The 13,851-nt window shown below is 60.1% G+C and carries 15 protein-coding genes; 5 read left to right on the top strand and 10 right to left on the bottom strand.

Translation table 11 applies throughout. From position 1 onward, the window contains the following. Positions 1-7: 7 nt before the first annotated feature. The 5 genes from C2L64_RS44600 to C2L64_RS44580 all read right to left on the bottom strand — a co-directional run bounded on the left by C2L64_RS44600 (position 8) and on the right by C2L64_RS44580 (position 4,480). The gene (locus C2L64_RS44600; protein ID WP_103153792.1) at positions 8-736 is read right to left on the bottom strand and encodes a PRTRC system protein B; all 729 of its coding nucleotides are present in this window, start codon (positions 734-736) and stop codon (positions 8-10) included. A gap of 11 nt (positions 737-747) precedes the next feature. After that, positions 748-1,893 (bottom strand): PRTRC system protein F, encoded by a 1,146-nt coding sequence (locus tag C2L64_RS44595; RefSeq protein ID WP_103153791.1) that lies wholly within the window; start codon positions 1,891-1,893, stop codon positions 748-750. 96 nt (positions 1,894-1,989) lie between these two features. Beyond that, positions 1,990-2,208, bottom strand: a complete 219-nt coding sequence (locus C2L64_RS44590; RefSeq protein WP_103153790.1) for a PRTRC system protein C — start codon at positions 2,206-2,208, stop codon at positions 1,990-1,992. Positions 2,209-2,216: 8 nt separating this feature from the next. Then, the gene (locus C2L64_RS44585) at positions 2,217-2,696 is read right to left on the bottom strand and encodes a PRTRC system protein E (RefSeq protein ID WP_103153789.1); all 480 of its coding nucleotides are present in this window, start codon (positions 2,694-2,696) and stop codon (positions 2,217-2,219) included. A gap of 89 nt (positions 2,697-2,785) precedes the next feature. Next, complete coding sequence (locus tag C2L64_RS44580) at positions 2,786-4,480, bottom strand: PRTRC system ParB family protein (protein WP_103153788.1); 1,695 nt, start codon at positions 4,478-4,480, stop codon at positions 2,786-2,788. A 416-nt stretch (positions 4,481-4,896) separates the two neighbouring features. Here C2L64_RS44580 and C2L64_RS44575 point away from each other — a divergent pair, with 416 nt between their 5' ends. Then, positions 4,897-5,229, top strand: a complete 333-nt coding sequence (locus C2L64_RS44575; protein WP_244212293.1) for a hypothetical protein — start codon at positions 4,897-4,899, stop codon at positions 5,227-5,229. A 63-nt stretch (positions 5,230-5,292) separates the two neighbouring features. Next, complete coding sequence (locus C2L64_RS44570; RefSeq protein ID WP_103153787.1) at positions 5,293-5,502, top strand: hypothetical protein; 210 nt, start codon at positions 5,293-5,295, stop codon at positions 5,500-5,502. A gap of 377 nt (positions 5,503-5,879) precedes the next feature. Here the strand turns inward: C2L64_RS44570 and C2L64_RS44565 are convergent, their stop codons facing one another. The 5 genes from C2L64_RS44565 to C2L64_RS44545 all read right to left on the bottom strand — a co-directional run bounded on the left by C2L64_RS44565 (position 5,880) and on the right by C2L64_RS44545 (position 10,706). Beyond that, positions 5,880-6,125: a hypothetical protein gene (locus C2L64_RS44565; RefSeq protein WP_103153786.1), complete on the bottom strand. Its 246-nt coding sequence runs from the start codon at positions 6,123-6,125 to the stop codon at positions 5,880-5,882. Further along, positions 6,122-9,262 carry an SNF2-related protein gene (locus C2L64_RS44560; RefSeq protein WP_103153785.1) on the bottom strand — a complete coding sequence of 1,047 codons (3,141 nt, stop codon included), beginning with the start codon at positions 9,260-9,262 and terminating at the stop codon, positions 6,122-6,124. The genes C2L64_RS44565 and C2L64_RS44560 overlap by 4 nt, the downstream gene beginning before the upstream one ends. A gap of 77 nt (positions 9,263-9,339) precedes the next feature. After that, complete coding sequence (locus tag C2L64_RS44555) at positions 9,340-9,561, bottom strand: hypothetical protein (RefSeq protein ID WP_103153784.1); 222 nt, start codon at positions 9,559-9,561, stop codon at positions 9,340-9,342. Between the two features lie 9 nt (positions 9,562-9,570). Next, positions 9,571-10,365 carry a hypothetical protein gene (locus C2L64_RS44550; RefSeq protein ID WP_103153783.1) on the bottom strand — a complete coding sequence of 265 codons (795 nt, stop codon included), beginning with the start codon at positions 10,363-10,365 and terminating at the stop codon, positions 9,571-9,573. Between the two features lie 119 nt (positions 10,366-10,484). Continuing rightward, a complete protein-coding gene (locus tag C2L64_RS44545) occupies positions 10,485-10,706 on the bottom strand; it encodes a hypothetical protein (RefSeq protein WP_028370467.1) in 222 nt (73 codons plus the stop codon). A gap of 734 nt (positions 10,707-11,440) precedes the next feature. On the opposite strand from C2L64_RS44545, the gene C2L64_RS44540 reads away from it, so the two are divergent. The 3 genes from C2L64_RS44540 (at position 11,441) to C2L64_RS44530 (ending at position 13,808) form a co-directional block, all read left to right on the top strand. Continuing rightward, positions 11,441-12,148 (top strand): hypothetical protein, encoded by a 708-nt coding sequence (locus C2L64_RS44540; RefSeq protein ID WP_103153782.1) that lies wholly within the window; start codon positions 11,441-11,443, stop codon positions 12,146-12,148. After that, positions 12,145-12,468, top strand: coding sequence for a hypothetical protein (locus tag C2L64_RS44535; protein WP_103153781.1), 324 nt, complete (start codon positions 12,145-12,147; stop codon positions 12,466-12,468). Before C2L64_RS44540 ends, C2L64_RS44535 begins: the two co-directional genes overlap by 4 nt. A gap of 113 nt (positions 12,469-12,581) precedes the next feature. Then, positions 12,582-13,808 carry a DUF1173 family protein gene (locus C2L64_RS44530; RefSeq protein ID WP_103153780.1) on the top strand — a complete coding sequence of 409 codons (1,227 nt, stop codon included), beginning with the start codon at positions 12,582-12,584 and terminating at the stop codon, positions 13,806-13,808. Positions 13,809-13,851: the final 43 nt, after the last annotated feature.

The raw sequence follows: 13,851 nt of genomic DNA, 5'->3' as shown, positions 1-13,851 counted from the left end.
TTTATTTTCAACCTTTGGGGCCCCGCGCGATCAGATCGCCGAGGGTCCGTTTCATGGGCACGAGACATTGCAGGGGGAACTGCTCGCCGTACTTACCGGCCAGCATTTCCTTCCAGAACGCAAATTCGCCTCGCGGGTGATTGACACGTTTTCCACCCGCGTTGGGATGGGTGAACGCAGATTCGAAAAAGCCGCTCTCCCACCCATCAATCGACGCAACGTCGATGCGGGCGGGGACGCGCGCGGAACCGATACAGATGGAACCGTGGTCCCACGTGTTGAAGTACGGCGGTTCAAACAACGGCGTATCCGGCGTCGGCCGGGCGGCGCCGTCGAGCGCATAGACGAAGAAGCCGTTAGTACGCGCCTGAAAGATCAGGCCCGGATGCGGGACCACTGCAGTGACGGTGCCGAGCTCGGCGCAGTCGAAAAACACCCGACGCATTGTCGGCCGGCACCACCAGGTCACTGCGGTCCGATCGATTGCGAGCACCGTCTCAGGGAGAAACTCCGCATTGGCCGCACAGCGTTCGGCCAGCGAATCGAGCGCCGTGAACAGCGCCTCACGGTCAACCGGTCGCCCCGCGCCAATCACTGGACGTTTGCCGGTGCTTGTGACGGGATGCGCGGTAGCGTAGATCGGACTTTGCGAGTCACGTGATTGTGAGTAGAGCAGGATTGCGCCACTCATCACCAGGTCGGTCGAATGCCCCGTCGAGAGAAGCAGGTTTTTCATTTGCTGTTTCCTTAGGCACTACGCGTGAGCAAAGCTGCCACGCGATCGACCTGTCGAAGAATGGAAAAGCCCAACGACCAATCGGCGTACTGCTTGCGGATTTCGTTGGGAGATTGAGCGAGCGCGATGAACCCGTGAAACAGGGATCCATCGCCACCGCAGTTGAAGTACTCGTAGTGCGTGTCCAGGATGTCGCCGGTGTAGACGTCATCACACGCCGCGATCGAGGTTGCCGCGTAAATCACTTCCGGTCTGAAAGACCAGTCGAACAGGGCGCGAGGACCGGCACGAGTAAGCAGGACTGTCAGACGTTCGAGCTCCGCGCACAACATGCGGACCCAGCCGGTCTGCGTCCACTGAAGACGTCGTAACGCTTCGATACCAAGCGCTGGATCATTGCGCCAGCACCGACGTTTGGCGTCCCAGCGGCCGATTTCCATGCTGGGCGGGCAGACGTCATCCCGAACCACCGAGGGCAGGTAATGCTGGAACTCCTCCGGATCATCGCCAAAGCGATCTTGCAGGAGCTTGATCGCGTCTTCATCGTCACACCACGGATCACCGTCCCAGTTCCACTGTGCGAACAGGGAAAGGAAATCGTCCGGCGTGCGCATGACCAGCGTCCGGAACGATGCCCGGTTGATGAGAATCAGCGCCGTAGCAAGAAGGCGCGGGTGCGCCTTCATGAGCGGTGCCGCGCGCCCCTCGATCACATAGACATGGTCTTCCGGTGTTTCGATGCCCAGATACAGAGGTGAGGTGGGCTCAAAATCGGACGAATCTGTCTGGTACATGATCTGTTCCTGGACCGCATTCGTATCCAGCAGATACGGTTGAAACAGCAGACGTTTCATCGCGCCACATTCGCGACGGATCCAGGCGAACAGCGCCTGTGCCATCGCGTCGCCAGCACTTGAAAAAGTCTTTACATCGGCTGCCCTGACGGGCCCCGATGTAAAGTGCTCACCGACAAGCGCGGTCACATCGCGATCTGCTGGCCACTTCAACGACGGTCGCGCCACAACGGCGCGCGACAGATCGGGAAGCGTTAAAAGATCATTGGCAGGTCGACGTCGGGCAACGGCACGCTGTGCCGGTTGCCAGCTGACGCCCTCGAGAGCGAAGTCCGCATCAGCAGGCCGAGGATCGAAGAACATTGCTCGATCTCCTTGTCATGAAAAAAAACCGCCCTTTCGGGCGGCTCGGTAGTGGATTGCATCGCCTCATCAGCGATGCATTTCATCAGCGCGCGCTTACGCATCGCTGCCCTTGGCACCCGCCGCACGCAAGAACGTGTAGCGGGCGATTTCTCCTTCGTAGACCGGGCCCTCGATTGCGGCCGTGGTCAGCTCGGGATACTGGGCGGAAAACAGATCGCGCACCTCTTCGGGAGAAAAGGCCGGACCGGGATCGACGAAGTTCACGCCGTTGTAGACGAACTCGCGAACCAGACGGGCGATGGAAATGGACATGGAGAACCTCAACCGAGAAGAGAGAGAAGATCAGTACCGGCGGGGGTATCCGCGGCACTCGCAGGGGTTGCAGTGGCGGGCGCTGCCGACGTGGACGCTGACTGGTCGTCATCGTCGTTGTCGTCATCACCCTCGTCCTCGCTGCTGGCGTTCGACTGTCCGGCTTTCGCCGGTGTAGTCTTTGTGCCTTTCGCGAGAGTCTTCTGTGCCTTCGACGCCTGGCTCTTTTCCGCCTCTTGCAGGATCGCCGCCGTTGCTGCCACCTGTTCGGACAGGGAAGCATGCGCCGACGAATAGGAAATCACCGCGGCCACGAAACCCTCATCGAGTTCCGCCGGCGTTGCGGTCAGCACGAGCGGCTGACGCAATGCGGCTTCTTTACCGTCACCTTGCGGCACGACCACGACCGCCATGCGATCGTTGTCCATCTTCAGGGTGAGTTGCAGCTTGCCGCTGGTTCGCACCAGCGCTTCGAGTTGCTGAAACATGGAAATACTCCGGGAAAAGGGGAAACGCCGCGCGAAGGCGGCTTATACAAATAGAAGGGGGTACGGGACGCAGAACGCGCCCCGCGATTTCAGAACTTCAGTACCTTCGGCAGCTTGCCCGCGTAGTCGAAACCTTCGACCGCGAGCAGCGCCTCGATGACTTCCGGCTTCGATTTCGCGAAGACTTTCTTGAAGTTGTCGCCATGCGCAGCACGAATGCCAAGCTCATCGGCGAGCACCATCATTTCGGACTTCGTGATCAGCTCAAGAAACTCCTTGTCGAGCTTCCAGTGCTTTTTCAGATCCAGCTTGTGCGCCTTGCACAGCTGCGTCAGGTTGGTCACCTCCAGCCCTTCGATCGCGGCGAACAGCATCGCGATCATCAGGTCCGCCTGTTTGCTTTCGTTCGTCGCTTGCACGGCGTCGATTGCTTTGGGCAGATTGGCCAAAGGTGCCTCGCCTTCCGCGAGCCGCTCAAAGAACTTGCGGAATGCGCCGTCATCGATCTGACGGGCGTGGCCACTGAGCACGACTGCTATCAGATACTGGCGGGCCAGTTCGTGATTCATGCCGATGTCCAGACGCAGCGCCTTGCGCCACAGCTTCACGCGATACGTCTTCACCTTCTCCGACTCGGCAATAACCGTGACCGACGGGTTCGTGGACGCTGGGGCACTGGCGGATTTACTACCGGTGCCCGTCGCGCTACCAGCGGCGCTGTTTGCCGTGGGCGCGGATTCCGCACCATCGGCCTTCGGCGGCTGCTTTGCAGCCTTTTCAGCCTGGATGCGAGCTGCCACCTTCTTCATGTTGCAGACGGTGTCGAAGCATTGGCCGCGATAGACCTTGCCGATCGAATCCGGCAGGCCGCTCACTGCCGCGCCGTAATTGGCGCAACCGTGACAGGCTTGCGCTTGTTCGAGGCCGACGCCATTCGTCCCTTCGACCGCCAGCTGCACCCGCGTGTTGTTGTCACCAGCCCGCACGATGCGCACGGTCTGAAACTCATCACGCAGTCCAGCGGCTGTCGCCTCAAGCTGCTTCTCCATTTTTTCGTTGAAGCAGGTGCGATTCGTACAGTTGCCGGTCCCGATCGCTTCGCCAAACATCTGCGCCTGCGTCGACGAGTTGTGCGGGCAGCCCGCGCAATCCGCCTTCTCGAATATGGCCGAAGCCAACGCACACGAAGCCGATTCCACCAGCTTGCGCACGTCGGCGGCCGACCGCTTCTCCGCAACGACCACGGGCAGCACCTTGTCCTGATTCTCTTTCGAGAGCGCAGCCAGCAGTTCAGCATGGGAGATGTTGATCTTGCGCTCGCTCAGCGCATCGAGCACCGCGGTCGAACAGTTCAGCAGCGCGAGGCGGCTATCCAGCGTTGCGCGCGACCAGCCAAGAATCTTGGCCGTCACATCGCGATCGCCGCCTTGCAGCCCAAGCAGCTCTGAAGCATCGCGGGCTTCTTCGGCGGGGGACAGGTTATCGCGCTGGATGTTTTCGGTGAGCGCAATACGGCGCGCCTCGACTTCATCGACGTCCTTTACAACGATGGGCATCGGGAAGTCTTCACCGTGAGCGTCCATGGCACCGCGATAGCGGCGACCACCGGCGATCACCTCGTAGTCAAACTCGTCCTCTGTCACGGGGCGGACGATGATCGGCGTATCGACGCCGTGGGCACGAATCGAATCGGTCAGCTCCGCCATCGCCTTCGGATCGAAGTACGTACGCGGGTTACGGCCGAGCTTGATGCGCTTGAGTGGAGCAGTAAGTTGTTGTTGCATTGCAGGTTCTCCGGAGAGGGGAACCTGCCCCCGATCGGGAGTGGTTCCCGATGGGGTCAAAGATGGATGCCGGGCTAGCCGGCGGTTCGATGCGTCAGAGACGCGAGAGGTAGAAACAAAGATACTGCTACGCAGGACGGTCTTTACCCCGGAAAGCTGCAAAAATCCACCCTGCTTTCGGCTAGTAACTAGGCAAGAGCGCGGGCGGGCTCAAGCCGGCCACAAAGGGACAAGCGAGGGCGATCCACAAACGACTGATTGCGAGTAATCAATGGACGTCCAAGGTTGCCCGACCCGATATCCGGGAAACGCTGAGGCCCGTGCAACTTCGCGTGATTAACAGCTGCAAAGGTTGCAGTTCTGTCAAAATTGCCTTCCCATAGCGGGGCATCTCACAACACAAGCGAAGAGAGAATATGACCAGATACGAAGAGGTCGTTGCTGCATTGAAAGACATGCGGACGATGACCGCCCACATCACCAATCTCGGGAAAATTCAGGCCAAGACCGAAGACGGACAGTTGGCTGCGTTGCTTGGAAAGGTCGTCACCGGGCTGCAACATACACACAGAAATGCAGTCGCATCAAAGCTGAAAGTCAAAGGATTGACGACGCCTGGCAATTTGTACGATCTGGCCGACCCCGAGATCAAGCAGCTGATCCATTATTGCAATACTCTGATTCCCGCAAAAAAGCCCGAATGGCAGGTGATCGCTGAGCGGCACGGGTGGACGCCGCCGCAGAGCTGAAATGGGCTGCTATTGTGCGAGCACGCAGCAACATCGGATCAGTCAACGAGCGGGAGATTTGCAATGAGTCAGGCGCAAGAGCGGCGTAAAGCCGAGGCGTGGGAAACGCACCACAAAGAATCGCATGAAAACTCGGTAAAGGAGTTGCAGGAAATGAAGGCACGTTTGAACACATTGGATCAGTCGTCGCCGGAGTATGCGGCATTGAAGGTCAAATACGACGAGCAATACCAAGCCGCCGAAGATTTTTTCATGAAATACTACGAGTCGTGAGCCTCTGCGCTCCGAACAGAAAGCCGTCCTAGTGGCGGCTTTTTTATGTCGAATCCCGGCGACCTCGTTTTTTAAATTTTGCAAGACGGAACCCACGCTGCTGAGCGATAGCCGCCAAGCCACGACGATTCCGCACACGATAACGGTGGCCGTAAGCACCTGCATATGTACGGTGGCTATCGCCAGCCGAAGCGACGTCACGACACCTGCCGTGGAGATTCACGCAGCGGAGAGTCAGACCGAGATCCACCAGAAAGCGGACCCTAAGCATGCGCCAATCGGTAGGCTCCTTCGGGTCGGAACATGCCTGCCGACGAAAAAAAAGCCCGGCATTTCTGCCGGGCTGATTCAAGATAAAGGACTGTGAATCCAGTCGCTCAAGCAGGCGTTGACGCGGGCTGTGGCACCGCGCGCGTCAACATCGTGGTCACCGCGCCCGCCACATTCCAGCCGATGAAGGCCTCCTCATGTGGCTCATGAACGAGTCGGTCGAGACACAACAGCTCAACGCCATCGCGTTCGACACGACCGAGCACATTGGCGACCACGGCGCGGCGCGTCCCTTCACGTTTCACCGTGACGACGCCGTCGCCAACCGATACCGACACATTCAGGTCTTTCAAGCTGCCTCCTTTAACAATTTCCGCATGTCTGCGGCAGTCTGTTCATGCATGATCGCCAGATCGTCCACGAAGCGGTCGAGCAGCGAGTCCATGTGCAGGAACGTCTCGTCTTCCAGCTCGGGCGTCGCCCAGTCCAGTCCAGCCTGCATCGAGTCACGTTTATGCGCGACCATTTGCGCCTGGTACTCGTCGACGCTGCCCGGGAGATGGAAATACTCCACGTTCAGCACGCCCTTCCGGTTCCAGCGCAGCGCGCGCCGCATTGCCTGATACTCGATGCGCCACGTCCACGACCGGTCATAGAAGAGCACATAGTCCGCGTTCGGCAGGTTGTAGCCCGCGCGACCGGAGGCCTTCGTCGACAGCAACCCGGTTGCCAACCCGGTGATGAAGCGCCGGTCCTTGTCGGCAACGCGCTTGCGGATTGGGATTTCGCCATGAAACAGAACCGTGTCCACACCCTCGGACGACAGCTCCTTCGCGATCGCATTGAGCACGCCCGGGTTCTCAGCAAACACGATGGCTTGCTTTCCCTGCGCGGCGACCTCCCGCATGCGGGAAATAACCGCGCGCTGCTTGCTCGTCAGTCCCCCGAGCCGCTCGACGCCTTCCATCCCGTACTGCGGATAGTTGGCAGCGAAGTGCACGGCACGGATGCGCGCGAGAATCGTCACGAGATTGCAGGCTTTCTTGTCGCCGCGTGAGCGCCGGTACCATTCCGCGAACTCGTCGGCCGCTTCCAGATAGACCGCCAGATGCTGTGCGTCCCAGTCCACCGTGTGCGTCGTGATGATGGGTGGATCGATCTGAATGTAGCGCGACACGTCCGGCTCGCATACCAGCCTGCGCTTGACGTGCGGTGCCAGCATCGCGCGATACGCGTGCAGGTTTCCGATTTTCGGCACTTCGCGCTTCGCCCCTTCCTGCAGGCTCTCCGCGAATTGCCACGTGACCCACTCCAGTACAACGAAGTCATCACGGAAACGATCGACGCCGCGCATCGCGAACTCTACGGAGTTGATCCAGTTCGGCTCGATGTAGCCGCGCCGGTACCCGTATGGCTGCGCCGCCGTCCCGTCACCGCCCGAAAACGCCATCAGCCCGAAGGCATCACGCGGGTAGTTAGGAATCGGACTGCCTGTCAGGACATAGCGCCGCCGCCCGGACAGCTGCCAGAGCGCACGGCTCTGATCGCTCGTCGGATTGGCAAGCCGCTCGCCTTCGTCAGCCACCAGCAGGCCGATGCGCCGGCGCAGCTTGTGCGCATACGTGACGCGCGCGGACTTCGCCCGATCCACCGGCATACGCAGACGTTCGTATGAGATCAGGTTTACCTGGCGAAGATCGTTGAGATCATCCTCGCCGTCGATGACCTTCACGATCGAGGGGTCGATCGGCAGCTGGGCCAGCTCACTCAGCATCTCGCCGATCAGTCGTGCCTCAACGACGATCAGACCACGCCTGACGCCCGACAGCAGGATCAGCGCGATGGACAGGCGAGACTTGCCGCACGCCTGCTCCCACGCGATGACACAGCCCTGCGGCTTCATCAATGTCTCGATCAGATCGTCCTGCTGGAAATCCCAATTCAGCCACTGATCGATACCAAGCGCCTTCATACGATGACGAAGGAGCGCCGCATGCTGCGGATACTGCGACGCAAGCCCCTCGTGCACGACCTCCCATCCCTCAGCAACATTCTCAACGTTGAACCGCGCGTTGAGTTCGTCGACGGAGAGCATGTTCGTCATGCCGTTCACGGTGTAGGTGTAACGCCCGTCCGCTTCACGTGCGAAAACGACCGTATCGCCTGCGCGCACAAGCGGGCTCGCCCACTTCGTTGGATCGATCTTGTGCGTCGCGCGTGCGACACCCGTGACCGATTCCGCTGATCGCGCTCCCGTTGTCCAGACTTCGTGACGCAGCGGAACTGCCTGGCGTGCCGACCTGCGCACGCGTCTGGCGAAATGATCAACGAAGCCGGGCGCGAACTCTGCTTTGCCGCCTGCCGACTCTATGCGCTCGACCAGCCGGTTAAGCGCCTCGAAAGGGTCGTCCTGCACCAGATACGTCTCCATATCCAGCAGACCCTGCCCGGCGTATCGCATTCCGCGTGGCAACCGATGTCCGTCGCGCGAGAATATCCGGCTTACCAGCACGTGATTGAGCACCATTGCCTCGACGAACCCACATCGGAACTGCAGAGAGATGCGGCGCCCGTCATGACAGATCGTGACCCGCTGATCGCCCGTTACCGGACGTGTGATTGCGGGCTGCGATTCATCCAGCGACTGCATGCCCAGCTTCGGCTTCGAATACACGCTCTCATCAAAATGCAGCCGCAGATCGCCGACGGTTGCAGACAGATCCGTCACCTGCTCGCGGACAAACTGGCCGATCTTGAGCCGGTAGCGGTCAAAGACCAGCACAGCCGTGCGAACATTCGCGCCTTCCTCCCTGAAGGCCTGAGACGGCATCTCGAAGAAGCCGGCGAGACGGTGCGCCGCCCGTTGCAAGGGCGACTCACTGTCGTACGTGGCGGACGCGATTGCTTCCGCGAAAGTGAGAGGCAGCAGTGCGACGACGACCTGCGCGGCGTCGAGCGCCTGTTGAAGCGCGTACTCGTGGCTCAGCGCCGAGGTGCCCGCGCCGTACCGTCCCCACGTCGTACCCGGCAGAGGCTTCAGGTGCGGCGATTCGAGGTGCAGCGAAAAAGGCGGGTTGATCAGCGCGATATCGAACGACCTGGGATGGATGTCTTCCATCCCGGCACGCCGGAAATCGCAGTCGAATCCGGCGGCCTCCATCGCAGCCTGAACCGCAGTGATCGCGTCCCCATGCACGTCGACGCCATACAGCGCGTGGTGCTCCGGATTCGCGTACTGCAGCAGGCGCGCCGACCCTACCGAATTGTCCAGAATGGACACCTTGCGTTTCGGCAGGAAGCTGCGGACGAACTGCCACATGAACAGCGCGATGGCATCCGGGGTGAAAAACTGCCCCAGATGCCGCTGGCGCGCCATGTGCAGTTCGCCCTGATGCGCTACGCCTTCATCCTTTGAGCCGAGGCTTACGAGTTTTCGAAGCGGCGCGTACCAGTCCGCTTCGAGCAACTCCATCAGATCCATTTGCTCCATTGCGACTCCATAAAAAGAAACGGCCCGCAAATGCGGGCCAGTAGAAAGATGGCGGCTAACGAAGAACCGCCCGACAGTCAAACCTGATAGAACCTGCGCACGGCGCGGCGACGAGCGGCGTACGGCATGCCACGCGTGACGACCAGTGGCGCATCACAAACCAGATTGCGAAGCGCGGCAGCTCGAAACCGCGGCGTGTAGCGATCTCGCGCCGTGATAACCGAGACGAGCATGTCCTGCGGCAGGCCGTAGGTTTGCCTGATACAGCGGGAGAACTCGATAATGCGTTGACGGATCATCGCGCCACCTCAGTAACGGTTGCGATTCGCCAGGTGCTCAGCGCCATACTCGCTGATGAACAACGAGAGTGCGTCGCCCACCTGATGGGCGAACTTGAACTGCCACTTCTCGTTGAACATCACGATATCGAGGCCGTCGAGCGACACCTTTTCCCGCGTGGTGAACTGGTAATCGACCAGATGACCACGCGTAAGCTGCGCAGACAGGACATCGAATCCCGCATTCGACGCGAATGCAGCGAGTCCGCGAATCAAACCGGCGGCCGTGGTGGACGAATGGTAGGTGGCTTTGCGCGCGCTCGAACGAAATACCGGCTCGCTCCAGATACGAGCGTCCAGGACGATCGCGCTGCTGGTGCGCTTGATCTCCGATTCGGGACGAAGCCCAAAGCCGTCGATCACCAGCTTTGCAGCCTGAACGAGACCGATGCGTTTGCCGGCGTCACCGCTGAACGTGCGTTCGAGGTGAGCCCAGAAGGCGTCGAAATCCGGGCACTTGCCAGCCTTCAGCGCCCCAGAAATATCGATCGACGCATTCGCCAGCTCCTGTTCGTCCCTGATTTCGAGCCGACCGCCTGGAGGTGAAAAGCGACGGACCGCTTCACCGACCATCACATGAGCCAGGCGGGTGCAAAAGTCTGAAAGCTCACGCGCGGTCGAGTATTCCGACCGGACGCTCGCCGCGCGATACGGATAATCCGAATCTTTCGGGAACGCAGCGGATTCCGCCGCGCAGACTTCCAGATAGGCAGCGGCCGCCTTCGTCTGGGCGTCCTTGAACTGTTGAACGAGTGCTGTGTACATGGTGCTTCCCTTGTGGATGTGACGGGAGAGCACGCCCAGTCGGGAGTGGTCCCGTCTGGGTAAATGATTTGCCCGCGAGCGGGCTGGTTTGTCGCGCCGAAGCGCATGAATACTGCAGGTCAGATTCCGTAGTGGTTCCGTACCCGGCGACGACGCTCGGCGAACGGAAATCCGCCGGTCAATGATTCGGGTGCCGCAACAACCAGAAGGCGCAAAGCCGCGGCCCGGTAGTGGGTCGAGTAGCGCTTCTTGGACCGCACGATGCGCAACAGGCGGTCGTGTGTCTCGTATGAGAGGCAATGCATCTGCATGCCGATTCGAAGCAGCCGTTGGATGTTCATGTTGCTCCCGGGTTTGGACGGGAACACGCCCGCAACGGGTGTGAAACCCGTCGGGGTAAAGAAAAAGCGCCGCGTGGGCGCTTCGGTCGATGCGTCACAGACGCGTTAGATGAGACGAAGATAACGGATAGCTGACCGGCAGATTGGTCAAAAAGGCCAGTAAATGCGTACAGCTTTCGCCGCTCTGTACATCGTTGCCGCGCTCAGATCGACATTGTCAGCGATCATTGCGCGGTCTCTCACCGCCCGCATGAGCGTTCGCTCCTCCTTTCGTGGATTGCGAGCGTCCAACGCGTCAGACTTGCAAACCACGTGAGCAAGCGCCCTCCTTAGACGTGTCGACATCAATGGTGGACGTGCCGCCCGTTGGACATGAATCAGGCGATCTTCCCGGCGCTTTGCCCCGCCGCTTCATGTGACAGTTATCCACAGATTTTCTGGATAACCCTGTGGATTGTTCGTCGCGAGCCGCCCGCCCGAAGGCGGTTACCCGGCTTGCACGCGAGAGCGGCACCAGAGAGTGGCACAAGAGAGTGACCCGATCCGGCTCAGGTGCCTAACCCGGAATGCTCGACAAAACCATGCAGCTTTTGAGTCACGTTGGCTCATGGCTTTAGAGCATTTCGCCATGAAAGCTCGGCGGAAGCCATCACCTTTTGGGGCTCTTGCCAGTGGCCGGGAATCCGACAATCAGTTACGCCCGCGCGTGGGCATCATTTCCGTCTGAGGACCCTATGTCGAAACCGAACTACCCAACGAACACCGCAGGAACTCTCGCATTCGCGGCCGCAGTCGCGGCATGCGTATTTGTCATCCTGATCCCCGCAGGACTGAGCGAGGGCTTCTTCCTACCAACAGTGACTTCGGCCCTTGCCGCATTCACCGTCGAGTTCGGCCGCCGCACGCGAATCCGCAAACTCGTGGAACGGCGCGACGAGGTTCACCAATCCGGCTCGAGATTCGAAGTCATCGTCAACGACGCACGTGTTGGCGAGATCGGCGTGATCGAAACAATCGATATCAAGCTCAATGCATTGAGCGATGCGCGTAACTATGCCGCCCAGTTCATGAATCTCCTTGCCTTCCTCATCAGGTGCGCTTTGCTGTCTCTCGTGCTGACACCGGTGCTGCTCTTCTGGGCGTTTGTGTTTCAGGCCTGGATCGATCCCTCAGGGTCGAAGGCCATCATGTCGACGTTACTTCAACTCCAACCGGCCGGCGTGATGACGCTCGGCACGACACTGATCACGTTCTGCATGACAGTTTTCATGCTCACCGTGGGTTGTAGCATCAGTTTTGGTCCGAATCTTGGCCTGTCGAACATGTTCCGACGCGCCGTAGATCGCGCGATTGCTGCAAAGCTTGAATGTCCCGTACCCGGCCGTATCCGCCTTCGTCCCGCACGCCCAGTGCTGGCTGCCGTGGAGGAAACGCAGCCGTGATCGACCTGTTCCTGTTCCCCATCGCGGCAGCCACCATGGTCTTGTGGGCGGTCTGGAGAGTTCTCTCTCCCCTTGCGCAGGCCCACCACTGGCCAACATGGCTCTCTCTTGCGGTGATGGCAACGGTAATAGCGGCGAGTGTCGTTCTGAGCATGCTTGCTGACCTTCGGCGCGAAATCCGCGATCGACAGCTCAGGCGTAGGAAAGACGTGATGCAACAGCGGTATCCGCTTTGCCATGTCACTTTGCTCTCAAGCGGCAAGTGGTTCCTCACCGACAAGGCTACGGGACGGGAGTATCGCCCCGACGAAAGTCACTGACCAACGACAGCGAACATGTCCATTAAAACGCCGCTACCGCCCTGCACTATGCGGCTTTTCGCGCTGACTGACCGCCTTCCAGACGGCGCGGCCATTTTCTATGGAGACCCGACATGTATGACGTATCCTTTGACGGCGAGACCGTACCGCTCGGCGACGTGCAGGACAACCCCGCGCGTTATGTAAAACGTCTTGAACGCGCGAAGGTCACGCCCGGCTATGCCGTCTGTCTGTGCACAACGGGCACAGCACCGCTGCAGCTCGTGATCCGCCGTTACGGCTCTTTGCTTCACCTCGCCGGCTGGCCAGAAGGCGGCCATCGTCATAAGAAAGACTGCGACTTCTTCAAGGACCCCAACGTCGTGAAGCCAACCGACGTTGGCGACTCTACTGCTGCGATTCTCGCGACGCCCACAGGTCTGAACGTCAAGCTCGACGCCGCGCTAACACTGCGCGAAACCGCTACCGGTTCACGCGGTTCTGCCCCGTCGACTTCAACCCGCCAGAGCCGCCGTTCTGCGACCCTCCTGGCGTTCCTCCAGACTTTGTGGACTGAAGCAGGCCTGAATCGATGGATCGGCGCAGCCATGTCGCGGCACTGGGGACACTGCAACAGCCAGCTACTCGCGGAGATCGGCACGGCGCTGATTAACGGCGCAGAAGCGCAGAACGTCCTGCACATCATGCGTCGCTTTGATGAGGCGCATCGTTCCGAGATCAACGCCGAGTTCGATGCGTTCGTTTCACGACTGACAACGGACAAGGGGACGACGCGCCGTGGACTCGTTCTGGGCGAGGTAAGCGAGGTGGCACCTACGCAGTACGGGCACGCCATTGCCTTGCGTCAGAGCGTTCGCAAGTATTACGCGAGCACTGGCCTCATCGAGCACGCACAGCGCACCCATGCCCATGCGTGGCGTGCGTTCGGCGATCGAAGCGCTCGCGTCGTTGCCCTCCTTCTCGTTGAGCGAACGTCAAAGGGCCATCTCAGGGTCGTCGACCTCGCAGCGATGCTTTGCTCACAGGCATTTGTGCCCTGCGACTCGATACACGAGGTCGCTATGGCGAACCGGCTAGTCGCTGAGCGCCGCAGTTTCGTCAAGCCCGTGCGCATGTCGCCAGCAGACGACATGCTTCCCGATTTCATCCTGCGCGATACCGCTCCGGAGACTCACATTGAGGTTTACGGGATGAACGGCGTCGCTTTGTACGAGGCACGCAAGAGGGAAAAGCAGGCACTACGCGCCGCGCGCCGCATTCCCGCCGTCGAATGGGATATCGAACGGCAAGCCCTGGAAGAAGTCGTGCTCCCGCCCTCGCGCATTGCATCGCCGTGCTGACTGCGCGCCCGCCTCGATCGCTTATCTGTACATTCTGAACAGG

It is taken from the genome of Paraburkholderia hospita (assembly GCF_002902965.1).
Classification (GTDB): Bacteria; Pseudomonadota; Gammaproteobacteria; order Burkholderiales; family Burkholderiaceae; genus Paraburkholderia; species Paraburkholderia hospita.
The sequence above is the reverse complement of the archived record's forward strand: the minus strand, read 5'-3'. Positions and strand labels throughout refer to the sequence as shown.